This is a genomic window from Longitalea arenae (assembly GCF_016924755.1).
In the GTDB taxonomy this organism is placed as follows: Bacteria; Bacteroidota; Bacteroidia; order Chitinophagales; family Chitinophagaceae; genus Niastella; species Niastella arenae.
On record NZ_JAFFJX010000012.1, the window covers coordinates 148,563 to 165,092 of the forward strand.

16 protein-coding genes are annotated in these 16,530 nt (G+C 41.1%); 7 read left to right on the forward strand and 9 right to left on the reverse strand.

Translation table 11 applies throughout. From position 1 onward, the window contains the following. The first annotated feature begins 105 nt into the window (after positions 1-105). From JT717_RS21135 to JT717_RS21155, 5 genes are all read left to right on the forward strand, one after another. Positions 106-1,014 (forward strand): restriction endonuclease FokI C-terminal domain-containing protein, encoded by a 909-nt coding sequence (locus JT717_RS21135; protein ID WP_205513028.1) that lies wholly within the window; start codon positions 106-108, stop codon positions 1,012-1,014. A gap of 5 nt (positions 1,015-1,019) precedes the next feature. Next, positions 1,020-1,577, forward strand: coding sequence for a hypothetical protein (locus JT717_RS21140; RefSeq protein ID WP_205513029.1), 558 nt, complete (start codon positions 1,020-1,022; stop codon positions 1,575-1,577). Position 1,578: 1 nt separating this feature from the next. Beyond that, positions 1,579-2,880, forward strand: coding sequence for a 7-cyano-7-deazaguanine synthase (locus tag JT717_RS21145; protein ID WP_205513030.1), 1,302 nt, complete (start codon positions 1,579-1,581; stop codon positions 2,878-2,880). Continuing rightward, positions 2,877-3,503 (forward strand): hypothetical protein, encoded by a 627-nt coding sequence (locus tag JT717_RS21150; RefSeq protein WP_205513031.1) that lies wholly within the window; start codon positions 2,877-2,879, stop codon positions 3,501-3,503. Before JT717_RS21145 ends, JT717_RS21150 begins: the two co-directional genes overlap by 4 nt. 186 nt (positions 3,504-3,689) lie before the next feature. Continuing rightward, entirely contained in the window at positions 3,690-4,343 is a 654-nt protein-coding gene (locus JT717_RS21155) for a hypothetical protein (RefSeq protein WP_205513032.1), read from the forward strand. Between the two features lie 267 nt (positions 4,344-4,610). Here the strand turns inward: JT717_RS21155 and JT717_RS21160 are convergent, their stop codons facing one another. The 5 genes from JT717_RS21160 to JT717_RS21180 all read right to left on the reverse strand — a co-directional run bounded on the left by JT717_RS21160 (position 4,611) and on the right by JT717_RS21180 (position 8,346). Next, entirely contained in the window at positions 4,611-4,835 is a 225-nt protein-coding gene (locus JT717_RS21160) for a hypothetical protein (protein ID WP_205513033.1), read from the reverse strand. Positions 4,836-4,903: 68 nt separating this feature from the next. Next, positions 4,904-5,083 carry a recombinase family protein gene (locus JT717_RS28895; protein WP_205513068.1) on the reverse strand — a complete coding sequence of 60 codons (180 nt, stop codon included), beginning with the start codon at positions 5,081-5,083 and terminating at the stop codon, positions 4,904-4,906. Positions 5,084-5,327: 244 nt separating this feature from the next. Then, a complete protein-coding gene (locus JT717_RS21170) occupies positions 5,328-6,260 on the reverse strand; it encodes a FimB/Mfa2 family fimbrial subunit (protein ID WP_205513034.1) in 933 nt (310 codons plus the stop codon). A gap of 270 nt (positions 6,261-6,530) precedes the next feature. Next, on the reverse strand, positions 6,531-7,607 hold the full coding sequence (locus tag JT717_RS21175) for a serine hydrolase domain-containing protein (RefSeq protein ID WP_205513035.1): 1,077 nt from the start codon (positions 7,605-7,607) through the stop codon (positions 6,531-6,533). 130 nt (positions 7,608-7,737) lie between these two features. After that, positions 7,738-8,346 carry a Crp/Fnr family transcriptional regulator gene (locus JT717_RS21180; protein ID WP_205513036.1) on the reverse strand — a complete coding sequence of 203 codons (609 nt, stop codon included), beginning with the start codon at positions 8,344-8,346 and terminating at the stop codon, positions 7,738-7,740. 102 nt (positions 8,347-8,448) lie between these two features. On the opposite strand from JT717_RS21180, the gene JT717_RS21185 reads away from it, so the two are divergent. Beyond that, the gene (locus JT717_RS21185) at positions 8,449-8,922 is read left to right on the forward strand and encodes an ester cyclase (protein WP_205513037.1); all 474 of its coding nucleotides are present in this window, start codon (positions 8,449-8,451) and stop codon (positions 8,920-8,922) included. Positions 8,923-9,058: 136 nt separating this feature from the next. Here the strand turns inward: JT717_RS21185 and JT717_RS21190 are convergent, their stop codons facing one another. The 4 genes from JT717_RS21190 to JT717_RS21205 form a co-directional block, all read right to left on the reverse strand. Next, positions 9,059-10,831 carry a RagB/SusD family nutrient uptake outer membrane protein gene (locus tag JT717_RS21190; RefSeq protein ID WP_205513038.1) on the reverse strand — a complete coding sequence of 591 codons (1,773 nt, stop codon included), beginning with the start codon at positions 10,829-10,831 and terminating at the stop codon, positions 9,059-9,061. 20 nt (positions 10,832-10,851) lie between these two features. After that, the gene (locus JT717_RS21195; RefSeq protein ID WP_205513039.1) at positions 10,852-12,078 is read right to left on the reverse strand and encodes a SusC/RagA family TonB-linked outer membrane protein; all 1,227 of its coding nucleotides are present in this window, start codon (positions 12,076-12,078) and stop codon (positions 10,852-10,854) included. Between the two features lie 4 nt (positions 12,079-12,082). Continuing rightward, positions 12,083-14,131 carry a SusC/RagA family TonB-linked outer membrane protein gene (locus JT717_RS21200; RefSeq protein WP_205513040.1) on the reverse strand — a complete coding sequence of 683 codons (2,049 nt, stop codon included), beginning with the start codon at positions 14,129-14,131 and terminating at the stop codon, positions 12,083-12,085. 106 nt (positions 14,132-14,237) lie between these two features. Further along, on the reverse strand, positions 14,238-15,212 hold the full coding sequence (locus JT717_RS21205; protein ID WP_205513041.1) for a hypothetical protein: 975 nt from the start codon (positions 15,210-15,212) through the stop codon (positions 14,238-14,240). A 32-nt stretch (positions 15,213-15,244) separates the two neighbouring features. Between JT717_RS21205 and JT717_RS21210 the strand changes: the two genes are divergently transcribed. Beyond that, positions 15,245-16,522 carry a hypothetical protein gene (locus JT717_RS21210; RefSeq protein WP_205513042.1) on the forward strand — a complete coding sequence of 426 codons (1,278 nt, stop codon included), beginning with the start codon at positions 15,245-15,247 and terminating at the stop codon, positions 16,520-16,522. Positions 16,523-16,530 lie beyond the last annotated feature (8 nt).

A 16,530-nucleotide genomic window follows, 5' to 3' on the forward strand; every position in this document is an offset into this window, starting at 1 on the left:
TAAAATCATATAATAATGTTGATTTTACAATGCTTTAGTATTATATTTATGTATTAGGTAATACTTGCCTTTCACTAAAACCCCCTTGCTCCGCCTGATTATACCATGACTAATCTGTTAGGTAATATACTTTATACCCTAGTAGCTAACGGATTCCATGTAAGTAAGATTGATAGGCTTGCCCATAATAACACTATTTTCCATATATATAAATATGACCGGCTTGGTGCAAAAGTCACATATACCTTGTTGCTAACAGAAGATACAACTGAGGGTATTGTTGTAGAAACCCTTTTGGCTCAATCTCAAATTCACTATTCAACACCTGTTATTATTAACGATTACTTTGTTTCTTCTAAATGTAAAACATACACCAAGGCTGTTTTTTTTGATTTTTTTGGTGGCATTATGAATACTGGGCTCATATTGGTTCCAGGTTTGCCTGAAATTATGGACAAGCTAGGGCATAATTCGTTGCCTGATGGTTTGATTGGAAGGCCACATGATTTGCATGAAGTTTATGTGAAGGAAAGTTTTCAATTTATCATGGAGTCTCCCACTAGAAGGTATGGTATTGATCGCTCTTTTGAATCATTGCCAGATGGAGTGGTTCTTGCCAGACAAGGTTTCATGTTATTATTGGATTCCAAAGCATTTGCAGAAGGGTTTGAATTTACCGCAGATGACATTCGGAGATTTGAACGGTACGTCAATGACTTTCGTTACCGGTATAGTAATTTCTTTGGGCAAATATTTTCATTTGTAGTTATTTCTGGGCATTTCAAAGATTCCCAAAAAGCTATAGCGGGGCGCTCAAAGGAGCTGTATAATTTATGCAATTGCACTCTTTCCTGTATTCAAAGTAATGTGTTAGGGAGAATAATTCGATTACTTCTAAGTCATCCTGTTGAGAAAAGTTCAATTGACTGGAAAAACGTATTTAATAACTCGATGATTGACGTTAAAGATGTAGAAAAGGAACTATCCCGTATTAAAAAAGATAAAATTCACTAATTTATATGGGTACCTCAATAAGTCAAGCTTCGGAGAGAAATACAAACTGGAGGCCTGTTCACCTTGGATATGAAAAAAGCTCTATTCCTGAAAATAGAATAATCAACGAAATATGGAGAGCTTCAGAAAATGAACCTATCCCAATGTCTCAGGAGCTTAAAAGCGATGCCGTTTATAATTGTTTTATAGCAGTTAAAAGTTCAGATTCATTCACGGAAGCTTGGCAAAAGGCAAATGCTGCTATTTTTTCAGATAAAAATAATAATCTAGTTGCAGAATTTGCTAAGAGAGTAATACCGGCCGCTTATCAATCACAACAACCCATAGGTACCTGGGCTGGAAAGTTCTTTTCGGAAGTGACAAATTATGTTGTTTCGAGAGATGCTTCTGGTTTTATAGGACAAAAATATCGGATTAAATCGATTCGGGAACTTATCAGTTTCAAGAAAAGCATTGTTGAAAGAGTTAGGGAGGCTATTGAAAGTCAATCAATGAATATTAATAATAAGCGTGAGTGGAATACATTTATTGACTCTTCCATTAGTGCACTTAAGAAATTATGAAATGAAAAGAATAAAAGTATCAATTGGTGTCAATAATAGAAATTCAGATGTTCATCTTGTGCCTGGTAAAAATCTTTACACAGGCATTCAAAAATATGTTGATGAATTCGGCGAAGCGAATTCAATGGAAGAGGATTTAATAAATCTAGCTGCGGGGATCTTTGGATGCGATCTTGCGGTTAAACGAGATGATAGGGAACATTATATCCGTAGTATTGAGTTATGTGTTGAGGTTGTCAACCTACATGCATTTGAGCGAGTAAAAGCTGTAATTGAAAATGCATTATATGTTGTTAGCAAGGACAACTGGACTGTCTTTTTTTTCCAAAAGCCAGGTATTCCCGTAGCAGATTTTAATTGTTTAGATAAAGAAGGTGCTGTATTACTATTTTCTGGAGGTATTGATTCCATGTGCGCGGCTTCGGAGTTTATTAAAGAAAAAAAATCACTTGTGTTAGTAAGCCATAATTCTCATGCAAACCATGTGGTCGAAAAGTGTCAAGAGAATGTTCACTCTGCATTAGAAAGTTATTATAAAACAACTATTAAACATGTCAATATTAAAGTTTATGGTAGAAATCAGGCACGTTATCCATTTCCCAAAGACGACTTAAGAGAGAATACACAAAGAACCAGATCATTTTTGTTTCTGACTTTGGCCGCACTTGTGACTAGGAAAAGTGGTTTTAAGAAGGTCCTATTTATGGCGGAAAACGGTCAGTTCGCTATTCATTTACCATTAAACTCTGCAAGAGTTGGACCTTTTTCGACCCATACTGCAGATCCTGAGTTCGTAAAACTTATTCAGCAAATCTTTAGAACATTATTCAATAATTCCTCTTTTGAAATTATAAACCCTTTTTTGTATAAGACAAAAGCGGAGGTCTTTGCTGTTCTCCCTGAAAAGCTTAGAAAAGATGCTGAATTATCCGCGAGTTGTTGGATGATATCCCGCATACCCGAAAATAAACATTGCGGTTACTGCATCCCCTGCTTAACAAGAAGGATTGCAATGGAATACAATAATATTTTCATTAAAGAGTATCATGTCGATGTTTTTAAGACAGATGTAACTAAGCTTGCTGATACCGATGATAGGAAAAGAAACTTGGTGGACTATTTGGAATTTGTAACAAAATTTAACAATGTAACCAATGCAAATAAGCACGAATTATTGAGTGAATTTCCTGAGTTGTACAACCCATCATTTGATATGGAAGCTGCGGTAAATCTTTACAAAAGGGTAGCCAAACAATCTTTTGAGGTTTTTAAAAAATATCCAAAAGTATTAAAATTGCTATGAGTAGTTTTTCTATAACTCAACTTGAAGTAGCCAGGAGGGACCCTGCTGCATTTGCTAAAATAATTTCTTCCTCCAAAGAAGATACGCCATCATTTAATCGATATCCACAATCTATGAGATGGTTAAACGCAATAAGTAAATATCACGATACAAATGATATCGATAGTGCTATTAATTATATCGAGAACTGGTTCGATAAAAGAAAAGACAATTCTGTTAATAGGCGGGCATTAAGAAAATGGATCCTGTCGTTGGGCAAATATGAGGAGACAATTACTGCGAAAGGATACAACCTTGTCAATAGCCGGGAATCTATAAACATAGAAATGCGATCTATAAGAATTGGAGGAGTAATACCTGTCATTTTTATGAAACCTTCAGAAGGTTTTGCAGCATATTTTGTATCTAAGCCAAACAGTATTTGGGAAAAAGAACTTAAATATCCAGTTATTCAGAATTACTTATCTACTAGTGTATTTAATACGGATCAAGCCAATATTGATGTTGGCTATATTGACTTTACAACAGGCGATTTTTATGAAATCTGTTATAATAAAAAGCAGATAAAAGAAGCCAAGGATGAATTGACAAATATAACAAATATAATAATTGACAATTTATGATGTTTTGTGGTTAATGAGTTCTTAGCTGCACAAAGTGGTTGAGAATTTCATGAATTAAAAACTTAAATTTTTAAAAGAGTTGGCTATGCATCGAGAATTCTTCACGGCACGGCGATTTCGCGGTATTCAACATGTTTTAAACCACTATACTTTACGGTTTTCTGATCAAATTTAATTTTTTGACTGATGACGCACTACAACGCTCAAGTGATACCCTTGCCACCTAAAATACTTCAAAGTAGTAAAGGCAAAACGATTACCCCTGAAGTCTTTGAGGCAATATTAATTGTAAACGCCAAGAAATATGATGCAATGGCATACGCATTTATTGTTTATGACTTCAATAACCCCTCTATAAGAAAAGTATTAAACGATAAACATTATTTACAAGACTTAGATCAACTAACCGGAAAATATATCTCATTATTCTACATAAATTCACAAGAAAAGAAATATAAAAATAACTTAAGGTATCCTATCTTATCTCCCTTTGTAAAAGCAAATGAGTTATTACGTCAACAATTCTGCATCGATGCCAACCTTGAGACGCCTTTTGTCATTTTTTTTCAAGTTGACGACGATAAAATCATTGAACATTTTATAATAAAATTGAAAGGGGAAAAAATAGAAGAATCTTATTTTGAGTTTAGAAATAACTTAAGAGATGCTGTTAAATCATTAAAGCACGTTACTAAGGAAAATTTGCAAAATAGAAAAGAGATATTCGAATTACTAGTAACCGAGTTGAGAAGTGCTAAATTCTATAAGTTTATTGGAAAGAAAATAATAGCAAAGATGGGGGTTGGCACTCTTATATCGTTTGTGAAGGCCTTTTTTTAGTAAAATTGAATTAACAAACTTTATTCAAACTAATTTTTCTCTACCTTCAAGTCACTCAGGAACTCCCCCACACACCCAAGTTTCAAGGGGGCGCCGGGTGAGCAGCGAAAAGCGCTTAATGTAACAGGTTGATATTATGCGGGTTTGAAAATAAAAAGTGGTCCTGTCGGGACTACGCAACCGGAAAGACACGAAATATCGCTGTTTTTCCGGTTTTTCATTTCGTTGAAACCCGCGTCCAGACTAAATATTAGCTGAACAGCTTCGTTAAGCATTCGAACCAATGATCTGGCGCTTTTCTGTTATTGTTCCTTCTTCATATAATATGTCTAAAGCGGAAAGATTGCTAATCGCTTTATTCAATAACCCATCAATGTTATTTCCCTTTTGAGAAAGGCCGGTAAGTTTTGCTTCCAGCTCGTTTATTTTGGTGGTGCATTCTGCTTTTAACTCCCGGAAATCATCCGGGTCTAATTTCTCATCTGCAACCATTTCCCTTGCATTTTTCAGCCGGGTATTAAGATTGTCTAACTGGGAAAGTATTTGAGTGCGGTCACTCTTCAGGTTTTAGTTCCCTGTCTGATCTTCCTTTTTCGTCCTTCCAATACGTCCTGCACTTCATAAAAAAAGGATTCTGAAATAATAGGTTCAAGTTGACCTTGTACCAAAACAGTTTCTTCATCTTTAAACTTTGGAATGGATATTTTGCCACAATAGACAGGATTTCGATAGCATTCCAGAAATTGGCCACGTCAGGCCGGAGATTTACCGCCTGCTTCCTTCAGATTCCTCCGCGCGGAGGACACCCTTGCCTTTGGTTAACGCTTCCCACTATCAAGGCGCGTTCGGGACTTACAACCTGGAGTTTGCGCCCATGCCGGCGCACATAAAAAACCGGAAAAACAACGCGTGTCTTTCCGGTTTTGTAGTCTGACAGGACTGCTTTTATATTTAAATGGCGCCCTGGCTTTTTGTATATAGTCTTTAATTAATACTAAGCACGGTAGAATCTGAACTCCAGGTTTGGTTAAGTTTCAAAGAGTAATCGCCACCGCCCGGATTTAAGGGTGCTCCGTACAAATAACCGGAGATAATTGTTTTTTTATTAGGAGCGATGGTAACGTTAGTAAATGTTTTTGACATGGGTGCTCCTGTAACTTTGTCTTTCCAGTTTAGATTAATGTTAACTGTATATCCGGATTGACTCACCAAAAAGTCTTCCCAGGTTGTTTGGCTTGTTCTTCTCAATGTTAAACGGTATGAGATATGAGGTTGTGTACCTTGTTCGTTCGAGATTGTAAAGCTTCGACACACGTTCGTAACATAAAAATCTACTTGCCCGTTAGGGTCTGATGCGGGTAAAGCGTCTTTGAAATCTAACTTAACTAATCCCACCTTGCGCTCTAAAGGTACTTCAATGGCTGAGGGGTTATCACCAGCGCTTATGGTAACAGTCGTCATTTTATGAAAGAACTCACCCATTCGATATTCATCACCAGTTTTAGCGCCAAGGTATGACTGGGCATATATCCACTGCCCCTGCCCGAATACGGTAAGTTTTTCTGTAGTGGCGGCTAAGGAAATCGTATAAGTGCCTGGGGCCAGGGAGTCGGATATAACTCCAAAATTGGATTTGTTATTCACGGTATCCTGGGAAATGTAACTTACGTTTGTATTTTCATAGTTACTATTGACTTTGTAAGCCATATAGTAAATATTCGAAAACCTCTTAAGTGATGTATCGGTTTGTACGCGTCCATTTTCGCTCATATCTTCTTGTGACAACAGTAAATTTTGCACACTAAATTTAACAGGTACTTTCGTATCAGAAGCGGGTTCATTTGATTCAGCATTTTTCTCTTTTTTACAGGCAAACAGCACGCATGCCAGTAATAGGGCAGGAATTGTTTTTTTCATGACTGATTTTTAGGCGGTATTTAGATTTTTTGAAAATATCAGATTTTATAGCATAAAAATAGAAAATATATTTTATAGTTACAATTGCGGCTAACGCTGCGCATGCGTATTTTTAATCAAAAAATGTGAAAAAGTCTCTGTGCAATCAATTTTACTTAATATTCGATATAAGGAAATACAAACCGCTACTAATACTATCGGCCATTTTGTTCCTCTAAAAGAGTTTCACATTCTGCCCAATCGTTACTACATTTTTCCGCTGCTTTCATTTCATTTTACAACTTGCTTTGCAATAACTGCAGCAAAATCATCCAGGCTTACCGTGCCGGTATTGCTTAAAATAATGATGGTTGAATTGTTCTCCAGCACATGGAACAGCATCGCTTGTGCCCCCATGATTGACCCGGGCCTTTTTACAATCGTGTACATTTTTCCGTTTATATTATAGTCTTTATATACCCATACTCCTAGACCATATTCATTCAAAGCAGGTGTGAACATTTGCTTTAGGACTGGTTGCTTCAATATTTTTTCCGCAAATAAGGCGTCCGCGAATTTTCCAATATCATCCACCGTCGAGTACATAGCTCCTGCGGCGTACCAGTTGCAGAAATATACAGGCAGATCATTTGACATCATTTTCAAATCATCCCTGTAAAAGTAAGTATCTGCTAATTTTTCAATTATTTTTTCCAATTTTAACAGGCCTGTGTTATCCATTTGCAGGGGTTGCAATATTTTTTCTGTCAGGGTTTGTTCGTATGTTTTTCCTGTGATTTTTTCAATAATTTTCCCGAGTATTATATATTCTGCATTATTATAATCCCATTGGGTTCCTGGCTGATTTAGCAGGCTGTCGCTGCTATATTTCGCAAGCATTTCGTCTGAAGTATGTGGTAGTTGGTATTGCGGTGCACCACGCTGAAGTGCCGATTCAAAAGTCAATCCCATATCCATATTACGCATGCCGGATGTCATATTGAGTAACTGCCTGATGGTAACCTTATCTCCAGCGGGCCCCTTGTATTCGGGCAGATAAGTGATTATTGTTTTATCAAGGTCTAATCTGCCTTCCTGGTACATTTGCAGTATCAAAACCGAGGTAAAGGCTTTCGTGATGGACGCCACTTTATATTTCGTGTCGGTTGTATTAGGCACCTTAAAAGGGATATTGGCCAGGCCAAAACTTTTTTTATAAACCTCCCTGGAATTTTGCCTGATAAGAATTGTTCCGTTAAAATTATTTTTCTTCGAAAAGTTACTAATGAATGTGTCAACACCTGAGTGTTGTGCTGACGCTACAAACGATATGAATATTGATAAGAAGACAAGGGTTATTTGCTTCATGTTTATATTTTGGACGGAAATACCACAAAAAATGCCAAAGATCAAACAATTGATCCTCAGGCGAGTAATTATAGTTTCCTTCTTTATTTATGCATTTTTGATACAGACACTGTTCTTTTTTGTTACAATGCTATACCCCATTACGAAGTTCCTTTTTTATCCTGCTCAACGATTCTCTCGTTATACCAAGATAAGATGCGACCTGTGCCTGGGGTAACTGTCGTTCAAGATGACCATATATCGAGTGAAACTCCTGATAACGCTTCTTTGCTTCTTTTTGCATCCATAAAATTCTGCGTTGCTGTGCCGCAAAACTACGTTGAAAGATGACCATAAAATATTTTGCAAGCGGAGGCACCTCCAGGAAAAGGCTTTGCAAAATTTCGTAATCGAATTGTAAAACCTGGGAAGCGTCCAACGCTTCAATGTAATAATAAGAGGGTTGTTGATACAAAATAGAATACCAGTCGCTGATCCACCAGTCGGCAAAAGCAAACTGAACTACATGCTCTTTCCCCTTCTCATCGACGAAGTACTGCCTTAAGCAGCCATCTAACACAAAAAAGTCGGCATGGCAACGATCGCCTTCATGCAGTAACAACTGGTTCTTTTTCAAACTCCTTTTCCTGCCGGCTGAAAGAATGGCCGCAGCCTCAATGTCAGTAAGCGGAGCTATTTGGTTGATATGTGCTTTTAGCGGATGCTGATCCATGCTGTAATATAACGATCCGTTTTTCACAATTGTTAAATCAATGTGATAAATGATACACTTTAATTGTGTCTTATATCATTGTTGCCATTTGGTAAACCTATGAACTTTGCACATTTAAATCTTACATATATGAAAAGATGGTGGAGCCTCCTGTTTTTTTTTGCCCTAGCCTGTTCTCAGCCAGGCAATAAGCAGCGTCAACAGAATGAAAAGATTGCACTTCTTTATTTTGAAGAGGTATGGAACAAGGGAAATGTAGACCTGCTGGACAGCCTCCTGACATCCGATTACATCAATCATACACCCAGCGTGCCTACCACTGCAGGACCCAATGGGCTGAAGCCCATTGTTACCGCCATCAGGAAAGCTTTTCCAGATCTTCAGTTTATTATTAAAGACGTTATTGCAACGGATGACCAGATCACCGTCCGCACCATCATGACCGGTACGCAAAAAGACAGCCTGTTCGGTATCCCCCCTACAAATAAGCCGATTGAGGTAAATCAGATCAATATTGAGAAAATACGGGAAGGCCGGATTGCCGAACACTGGCGGGTTACCGATGAACTCACAATGATGCGTCAGCTCGGTTTGGTAAAGTAATTCTATGTCAGGTAATACACTGAGGCTAGGCCACCTGGTGGATTACTGCAAGGATTCCTGCAAACGTTCATCTAAAAACATCGGGGTACCAGTTAACTGGTACCCCGAAGGCTATCTAAAATTGTACAAATGGACCTTACTTCCAGTAAGGGTTCTGCGTCAACTTAGGATTCAACAAAATCTCTCCTGAAGGAATCGGATACAGGTAATCTTTTGTTTCGTCGAATTTTTTCGTAATGTTTTTATTGATCACCACATTACCGCCATTGACTCCATTTTCCAGGTCAATATCGGTACCCAGTTTGAGATAATGATATCCGGGATCGGTGGGTTTTGTGCCGGTGTAGATCCAGATGTCGTCCTTAGCATCTCCATCCAGGTCGTACTTTCCGGGGCCTGGAAAATACATGCCTTTAAATTGATCCTCGAGCAGTTTTCCTTCCTTCCATCGCATCAGATCGTTCCAGCGGAAGTTTTCCATCACCAGTTCAATTCTTCTTTCACGGCGTATTTCAAGAATGACGCCTTTGTTGGAACCGGTTACATTTTTATATTGGTTAGCCAGGTATGGATCGGGGTTGGCATTCGCAGCGGCCATATTCAGATTGGGCATACCAACGCGATCACGCGTAAGACGAATGGTCTTATCGATATCGCTTTGCTGCAGCGTACCCAACTCTGCTTTCGCTTCTGCCAGGTTCAGCAATACTTCTGCATAGCGGAAGATGACCAACGGATTGTACGATTTGGTGAAACTGTCATCTGCTTCTCCGGTCACATACTTGGTAACCTGGTAACCGGTAACCGTGGCGCCAAAATCAGGGAAACGTTTCACGGTACTGCCTATACGGGTATAACCGGGGGTACGAATGGTTTGCGCCAAACGGGGATCGCGGTTCAGCGTTTCCTCGGCAAACTGCATGGTAGCATAACCGGCTTTATCGGTAAAACGCGTACCATCTTTCATGAGGTAACTGTTCACAAATTTCTTCTCCAGACCCGGTTTGCCATAAGAGGGAGTGATCGTATAATAATTCACGTTGTGGAAGATCTGAAGCGCGGTGCTGTACTGGCGCGCCAGCAACACTTCGTTGGGATTGGCATTATACGAAGCAAACAGATCCCGGTAAGGCTGATCGCCGGCCTTAGAGATCGTATAACCTCCCCTGGAGATCAGCTCTTCCGATGCCTTCACGCATTCTTCCAAAAACTTGTTGGCATTGGGTAGGTTAAGCTCCGTGTGGTATTTTCTAAATGTTCCTTCAAACAAACAGATGCGTGATTTCAGTGCCAGGGCTGTCCATTTGGTGATCTGATCGGCGCCATTATCCTTAGTGGTACTGGCATTTGCGATAGCGAAATCGATATCTGCCAGTACAGAATCCATTACCAATGTTCTGGGATCACGGGGTTTTTGCAGGCTGGCGCTGTCGCCCGCGCCAATGACCTCTCCATACCAGGGCACATCCCCAAACCGTGCTACCATATTATAATAAAAGTAAGCGCGGAAAAATTTTGCCACCGCCAGGTATTTGTTGGTAATAGAAGGATCGAGACCACCCCGCCGGTGGTTCTGGATGAAATAATTCACATTACGCAACTCGCTCCAGTTCCATCCGCCTCCGCTAACAGGTATAGTGCGGTTACCGGTAAGCTCTACCGGGAGTGAATTTTTGATGATGTTATCGATGCCTTCATTGTACAGGCTAAAACCCTTGTCGTCGTTATCTGCATTGGGCAGCATCCGGTCGTAAAAAGACTGCGTATACAATCGCAGTTCTGCTTCTGAACGAAAGGCTGTGGAGGGAGCGATCTGCGATAAGGGTTGACGGTCGAGGAAATCCTTTTTACATCCGGTCGCTATCCCAAGGATCACAGCTAACAGTGTATATAATAAGTTCTTTTTCATGATAAACGATTTTGAATTGATCAGAAAGAAAGGTCCAGTCCGAACGCGTAGGATTTCATAAATGGATATACGCGTCCGTTTGTTTCCGCACCGGCCTGTTCAGGATCGATGTAATCTGTTTCGAGTTTGGTGAGGGTGAAAAGATTCTCACCTGTTACATAAAACCGGCAATTACTGAATCCTAACCGTTTCATCAAAGACAAAGGGATCGTATACCCGATGCTCAGGTTCTTCAGGCGGATATAGGCCAGGTCTTGCAAGTATTTATCAGTAGGTTGACGCAAAGTGCCTCCGTCGTTCAATGCTTCGTAGCTTCTCAAACGTGGGAAATAGGCGTTTGGATTTTCGGGGCTCCAGATCTTATCCAGGAATCCATTAGGCGTGAAAGAATAATACGCTCTTGAATACGGTCCCCAGAATTTATCGGCATTATTACCGGGATACCATTGTTGTTTACCGATGCCCTGGAAAAAGAAAGACAGATCGAAATTATTCCATGCAGCACTGCCGGTAATGCCAAACGAATAACGTGGCAGGCTGTTACCGATGATGCGCATATCACCAGGATCTCCAAGGGTATTGTTTCCATTATTTATAATCGAGTCGCCATTCAGGTCCTGAAATTTCAGGTCACCGGCGCGCAAGCGGTTCCATTCGCCCGAACCGCCTCTGATCTGTCTGTACACCAGGCTTTGGGCTACTTTATCCTGTCTCCATTTCGACGCTTCTTCATCCGATACAAAATAACCATCTGTAATAAAGCCCCAGATCTCGCCTACCTGTTTACCTGCGTAATGATCGTTCAGACGGAAAGTAGGATTGTTAAAACGGGTGATCTCGGATGTATAATCAGACAATACGCCGCCAATGCTCCAGCTCAGGTCTTTGCCGGCAACCTTGTTGGTTTGCTGCCAGGTGAGCGATATTTCAAAACCTTTTGTCAACAGATCGGCCGCATTTTGTTGTGGTGAGGCGGCGCCGAATACTGCTGCCAGTGTGGGTCCCGGATTCAACATGTCTTTCGTGGCGCGGCGATATACATCGAACGAGCCCAGTAATCGATTGCGAAAAAGACCCAGATCGATACCAATATTAGTAGACGTGGTCTTTTCCCACGTAAGATCAGCGCTTAACGGAGTAGGCGCGCTTAAGAACTGGGCGCGGTTGCCATCGATCAGCCAGTTGCTCTGACCGTTACCCATCACTTCGGTAGCGGGATAGCTGCTGTTTGTTTGCTGGTTACCCAATGAGCTAAGAACCTCTTAACTTAAGGTCCGATACAACAGCTTTCAATGGTTCGAAAAAGCTTTCATTACTGATGCGCCAGCCAGCCGATATCGAAGGGAAGAAGCCAAAGCGTTTGCCTTTGGGAAAACGTGAGGTGCCGTCATAACGGCCATTTACTTCCAACAGGTATTTACCATCGAAGTCATAGTTCAAACGGCCGAAGAAACCCATCAGGGCCCATTCGCTGGAATTACCACCAGATACCTGGCCAGCGGTGCCCAGGTCCAGTTCATTCAGATCTTCGGATAACAGGTCTGTTCTTTCGCCGCGCAGCATTTTAAAGGTGCGCAGTTCCTGGTTATAACCGGCCATGGCTTTAAAAGAATGGCGTTGTATACTTTTTTCGTAGGTGCCGTATAAATTGATCACATGGTATTGATCCAGCCGCAGCACCTCGGTAAACTTATCGTTGCCCACATAGCTGATGGTACCAGGATATATGCTCCAGGGCGCCATCGTCCTTCTCAATCGCTCGTGTGTATATGTATTAGTGTTGGGTGTAACCGGGTTTAATTCATAGGTATAATTGGCGGTGATGTCGAATCCTTTTGCCACTTTAAAAATGCCACCAACGGTATTGGTCATATTATAGTTACGGTTCTCACCCTTCGATTTTCCATACAACAGGTCGGCATAGATCCCATCTCCGATCGTATAATTATTCAGCTCCGTGCGGTAGGTGGCTGTTCCATCAGGGTTCACCGGAACGTAAGATGGTAACGCATGCACGGTGATGGAGACAAAATTGTTGTTGATACCCCAGCCCGGAAAAGTATACTTGTCGATACTGAGCTGGGTATTGGTGTACAGCGTAAGCCAGTCGGCTACTTTTGCATTGATCTTGGCGCGGAAGTTATAGGCATTGTACTCGTCCTGGTTGATCCGCAACATACCTTTTTGCTTCATAAAACGGCCCGACAGATAATAATCCACTTTATCGCTCCCGCCGGAAACACTGATGGAGTGTTGCATCGAAGGCATATAGTCGCGGAACATGGTATGCCACCAGTCGGTGTTCCCATAATAGATGTACATATCCTTGCCATTTCGGTTATCCACTACTACCGATGGCAGTGATTTATCGGTTTGTCTTTTTTTCAGCTCCTCGTAATCTTTATCCGTATAGCGGGTATAGGTGTTACCCGTAGCGCGTAAAAAGGCTTCGTCCATCATCATGGCCACATCGTATCCGTCGGTCATGAAATCGGTAGATACCGTAGGTGTTTGCCAGCTAAAATTGTTGCTGTAGCTCACAGTTACTTTTCCCTTCTTTGCAGTTTTGGTAGTTACGAGTATTACACCAAAAGCAGCCCTGGCCCCGTAAATGGCAGCAGCAGAAGCATCTTTCAGTACCGATATATTGTCGATATCGCGCGGATTGATAAGGTTGATATTACCAGGAACCCCATCTACCAGGACCAGCGGTGCGCCGGAGCTGCCCGAATTAAGTGTAGCATATCCTCTGATGTTCAGGTTACCGCCCGCTCCCGGATGACCGTCGCCAAACGTGATGTTTAGTCCAGGCACCCTGCCCTGCAGGGCCTGCGTTGCATTGGCCACCGGCCTGTCGCGAATGGCTTTGGCATCTACCCGGGCCACGGCGCCGGTAAAATTGGCTTTCTTTTGTGTACCATACCCTACCACTACCACATCCGACATTTGGGAGCTGCTGCTGCTGAGCTGCGCGTTCAATGTGATGGGTTGACCAGACTGAAAGTTGTATCCTTTCATCTCTTTTCGTTCATAGCCCTGGTAGGTGATCACAAAGTTGTAAGGGCCACCTGGTGCCAGATTGGAAAAAGAAAAATTACCCTGGTCGTCTGTTTGCGTTACGGCGGAAAAATCAGCACTTTTGTTTTCCACTGTTACCGTAGCACCAGCCAGCGGGTCGTTCTTTTCATCGCGCACCGTTCCTTTAACCGAAACAGTTTGCTGTGCCTGTAAAGCGCTGTTGAGCAGTAAACAGCCCAGCAGACATAAGCGTGTTAGCAGACGAGTCAATTTTCTTGTCATGGATTTAAAAAGAGCATGGCTGAAAAAGAAACCATGACAGTACTATAGAACGATAAAGCATGATACATGTCTTGTAAATTGAAAAATCCGCCCTTTGCTCATGAGCTCAGGAAGCAACTTTACGGCTTGTATGCTCAGGCTTTCTTTGTGATATCATCAAAGCAATTCCACAAAATGCCATGCAGGTAATTACACCGATAAAGTTTTCCCCCTCTTTCCATTGCGGGAATCGAACCGCATAATAAAGGTGCAGTGATAGTAGCCAGATAAATAATACGCCTGCCAGCAACAGCGTTATTTTTTCCGTTTTGATCCTGGTGAAGATGGAAATGGCTGATCCCATCAAGGCGATACCGCCCATGATTGTCCAGAATTGGGGAAACGGGAGATATTTCGGAACCAGGGTGCTTACTCCATTCAGACCAGCAAAATGTCCCACCGAAAAGTTATATAACATGATTGCAAATAAGTAGCTACCTATTGGCGCCAGCTTATAAAGAGATAGCAAAATCCTGTTTCCAGGCTTTGGAGCATTGATTGTCGAGATCAAAAAAAAGCCTCCGCTTAATGCCAGTACCTTATTCAAATTTACCCAAAGATCACTGTTCTTAGGACCTGCGGATAAAAATACAGGCAAGTGTGCGAACAGCAGCAATGCTAAAAAGATCACTCCCATGATTAAGGAGATCGTATGAAATTTTTTGCCAATAACAATCAGCAGACCTGTGATAATTAAGATCAAAGCCGTCAGGTATACAATCCAGTATAATCCGGCAGCGACATTCGTCAGATCAGGTATAATGATGGGCCGGATGCCGGGAAATAAAAAATGAAGGACGCCAATACCTGTTATACAAATGCCGAAAAATATACGGCCGGTAGCTAATAGATGCTTCACAATTTGAATATTTAATTTAGAAATAGTTTGCGGAGCTTTAGATTTAAATACATGGCAAATAAGCGTTTGCGAAAGAGCGGCGCAAACTAAAAGCCCGGCAAAAGCCAACAAAAACCAACAAATTGAATTTGAGTCGGCTGGTGGGAGATTTTTGCTAAGTTGAACGCCCACATCTGCTAACAAGAAAAGCTAACTTTATCATCTATCTAATTATCATGAATGAACGAGACCTGGTAAAGGATGTCATTTTAGAGATTTTTAGCAAAAGCGGCTATGCCAGTACCGCTCAAATGACCCAACGCGACTTTGACTTCATCTCATCTGAGATCGAGAAAAAATCGGGCATACTGATCAGCGGCACCACGATAAAAAGACTTGCGCTGGGAGAATTTAGCCGGCTTCCGCAGATCGCAACCCTCAATGCGATTGCCAATTACTTTGATTATAAAACCTGGCAGGATCTAAAAGCTTCCAGGTCGAAGGTCATAAAGCCAGAGAAAGAGATTTCTTCTTCCATTACCAGAAAGGATCGATTCAGGGTCCTAAAAAACAAGCTGGTTTATTTTATGCCTTCTTTACTCCTGGTAATTGTGATCTTGGGACTTTTTCTATTTAAATCAAGGCCGCACAGTATTTTGAACGCGGATACCGCCAAATTTTCCTGCCAAAGAACCACCGCGAACGATTTGCCCAATACGGTAATATTTAATTATGATATAGACCAGGTACAGGCAGATAGTTTTTTTATACAGCAGTCATGGGATAAAAACAGAAGGAAAAGGATCTACAAGAATACGCATACCATTACTGATATCTATTATGAACCTGGCTACCATATTGCCAAGCTGATCGCCAATGATTCGATCATCAAGGCCATCGATGTGCACATCCCGACAGACAGGTGGTTTTTCTATGCCATAGATAATGTTGTGAATTACATGCCTGAGTATATAAAAACAGCTAAGTATTTAAATAATGGCATATTAGGATTAACTACACAACAGGTAAAGGAAAACAATATAGATATCACCAAAGACAAATTATATCATTACACCTATTCCCCCAGTGAAATGACGGTGCGATCAAACAATTTCAGGCTTAAGACAAGGATAAGAATGAACGAAGTAAGGAATAGTTTATGTCCTTACATTACCCTTGAACTGTTTTGCCAGGGCTATTTCATCCTGATGAAGATGACCAATAAAGGATGTGCCAACAAGGCTGCCCTCATACTTGGCCGGGAAATAAAAGGAAATGAAGCCGACCTGACGGCATTGACCTTTGATGTAAGTCAGTGGGCAGATGTTGAAATTGCCTGCAATAATAATATTGTCAGTATGTATATTAATAGTAAAAAAGTTTTTTCTGCACCCAGCTTCGATCGTATCAAATATATTTCGGGCTTCGCGTTTATTTCAAACGGGTTATGTGAGGTGGATAACCTGGAATTAACCGGGCTGGATGGGAAAGTTGGATATAAAAGTGAGTTTTGAGATGGCGT

Coding starts and splice junctions, on each gene's coding strand:
- JT717_RS21135 (WP_205513028.1), top strand. CDS start 106: ATGACTAATCTGTTAGGTAATATACTTTATACCCTAGTAGCTAACGGA.
- JT717_RS21140 (WP_205513029.1), top strand. CDS start 1,020: ATGGGTACCTCAATAAGTCAAGCTTCGGAGAGAAATACAAACTGGAGG.
- JT717_RS21145 (WP_205513030.1), top strand. CDS start 1,579: ATGAAAAGAATAAAAGTATCAATTGGTGTCAATAATAGAAATTCAGAT.
- JT717_RS21150 (WP_205513031.1), top strand. CDS start 2,877: ATGAGTAGTTTTTCTATAACTCAACTTGAAGTAGCCAGGAGGGACCCT.
- JT717_RS21155 (WP_205513032.1), top strand. CDS start 3,690: ATGACGCACTACAACGCTCAAGTGATACCCTTGCCACCTAAAATACTT.
- JT717_RS21160 (WP_205513033.1), bottom strand. CDS start 4,835: ATGGTTGCAGATGAGAAATTAGACCCGGATGATTTCCGGGAGTTAAAA.
- JT717_RS21170 (WP_205513034.1), bottom strand. CDS start 6,260: ATGAAAAAAACAATTCCTGCCCTATTACTGGCATGCGTGCTGTTTGCC.
- JT717_RS21175 (WP_205513035.1), bottom strand. CDS start 7,607: ATGAAGCAAATAACCCTTGTCTTCTTATCAATATTCATATCGTTTGTA.
- JT717_RS21185 (WP_205513037.1), top strand. CDS start 8,449: ATGAAAAGATGGTGGAGCCTCCTGTTTTTTTTTGCCCTAGCCTGTTCT.
- JT717_RS21190 (WP_205513038.1), bottom strand. CDS start 10,831: ATGAAAAAGAACTTATTATATACACTGTTAGCTGTGATCCTTGGGATA.
- JT717_RS21200 (WP_205513040.1), bottom strand. CDS start 14,131: ATGACAAGAAAATTGACTCGTCTGCTAACACGCTTATGTCTGCTGGGC.
- JT717_RS21210 (WP_205513042.1), top strand. CDS start 15,245: ATGAATGAACGAGACCTGGTAAAGGATGTCATTTTAGAGATTTTTAGC.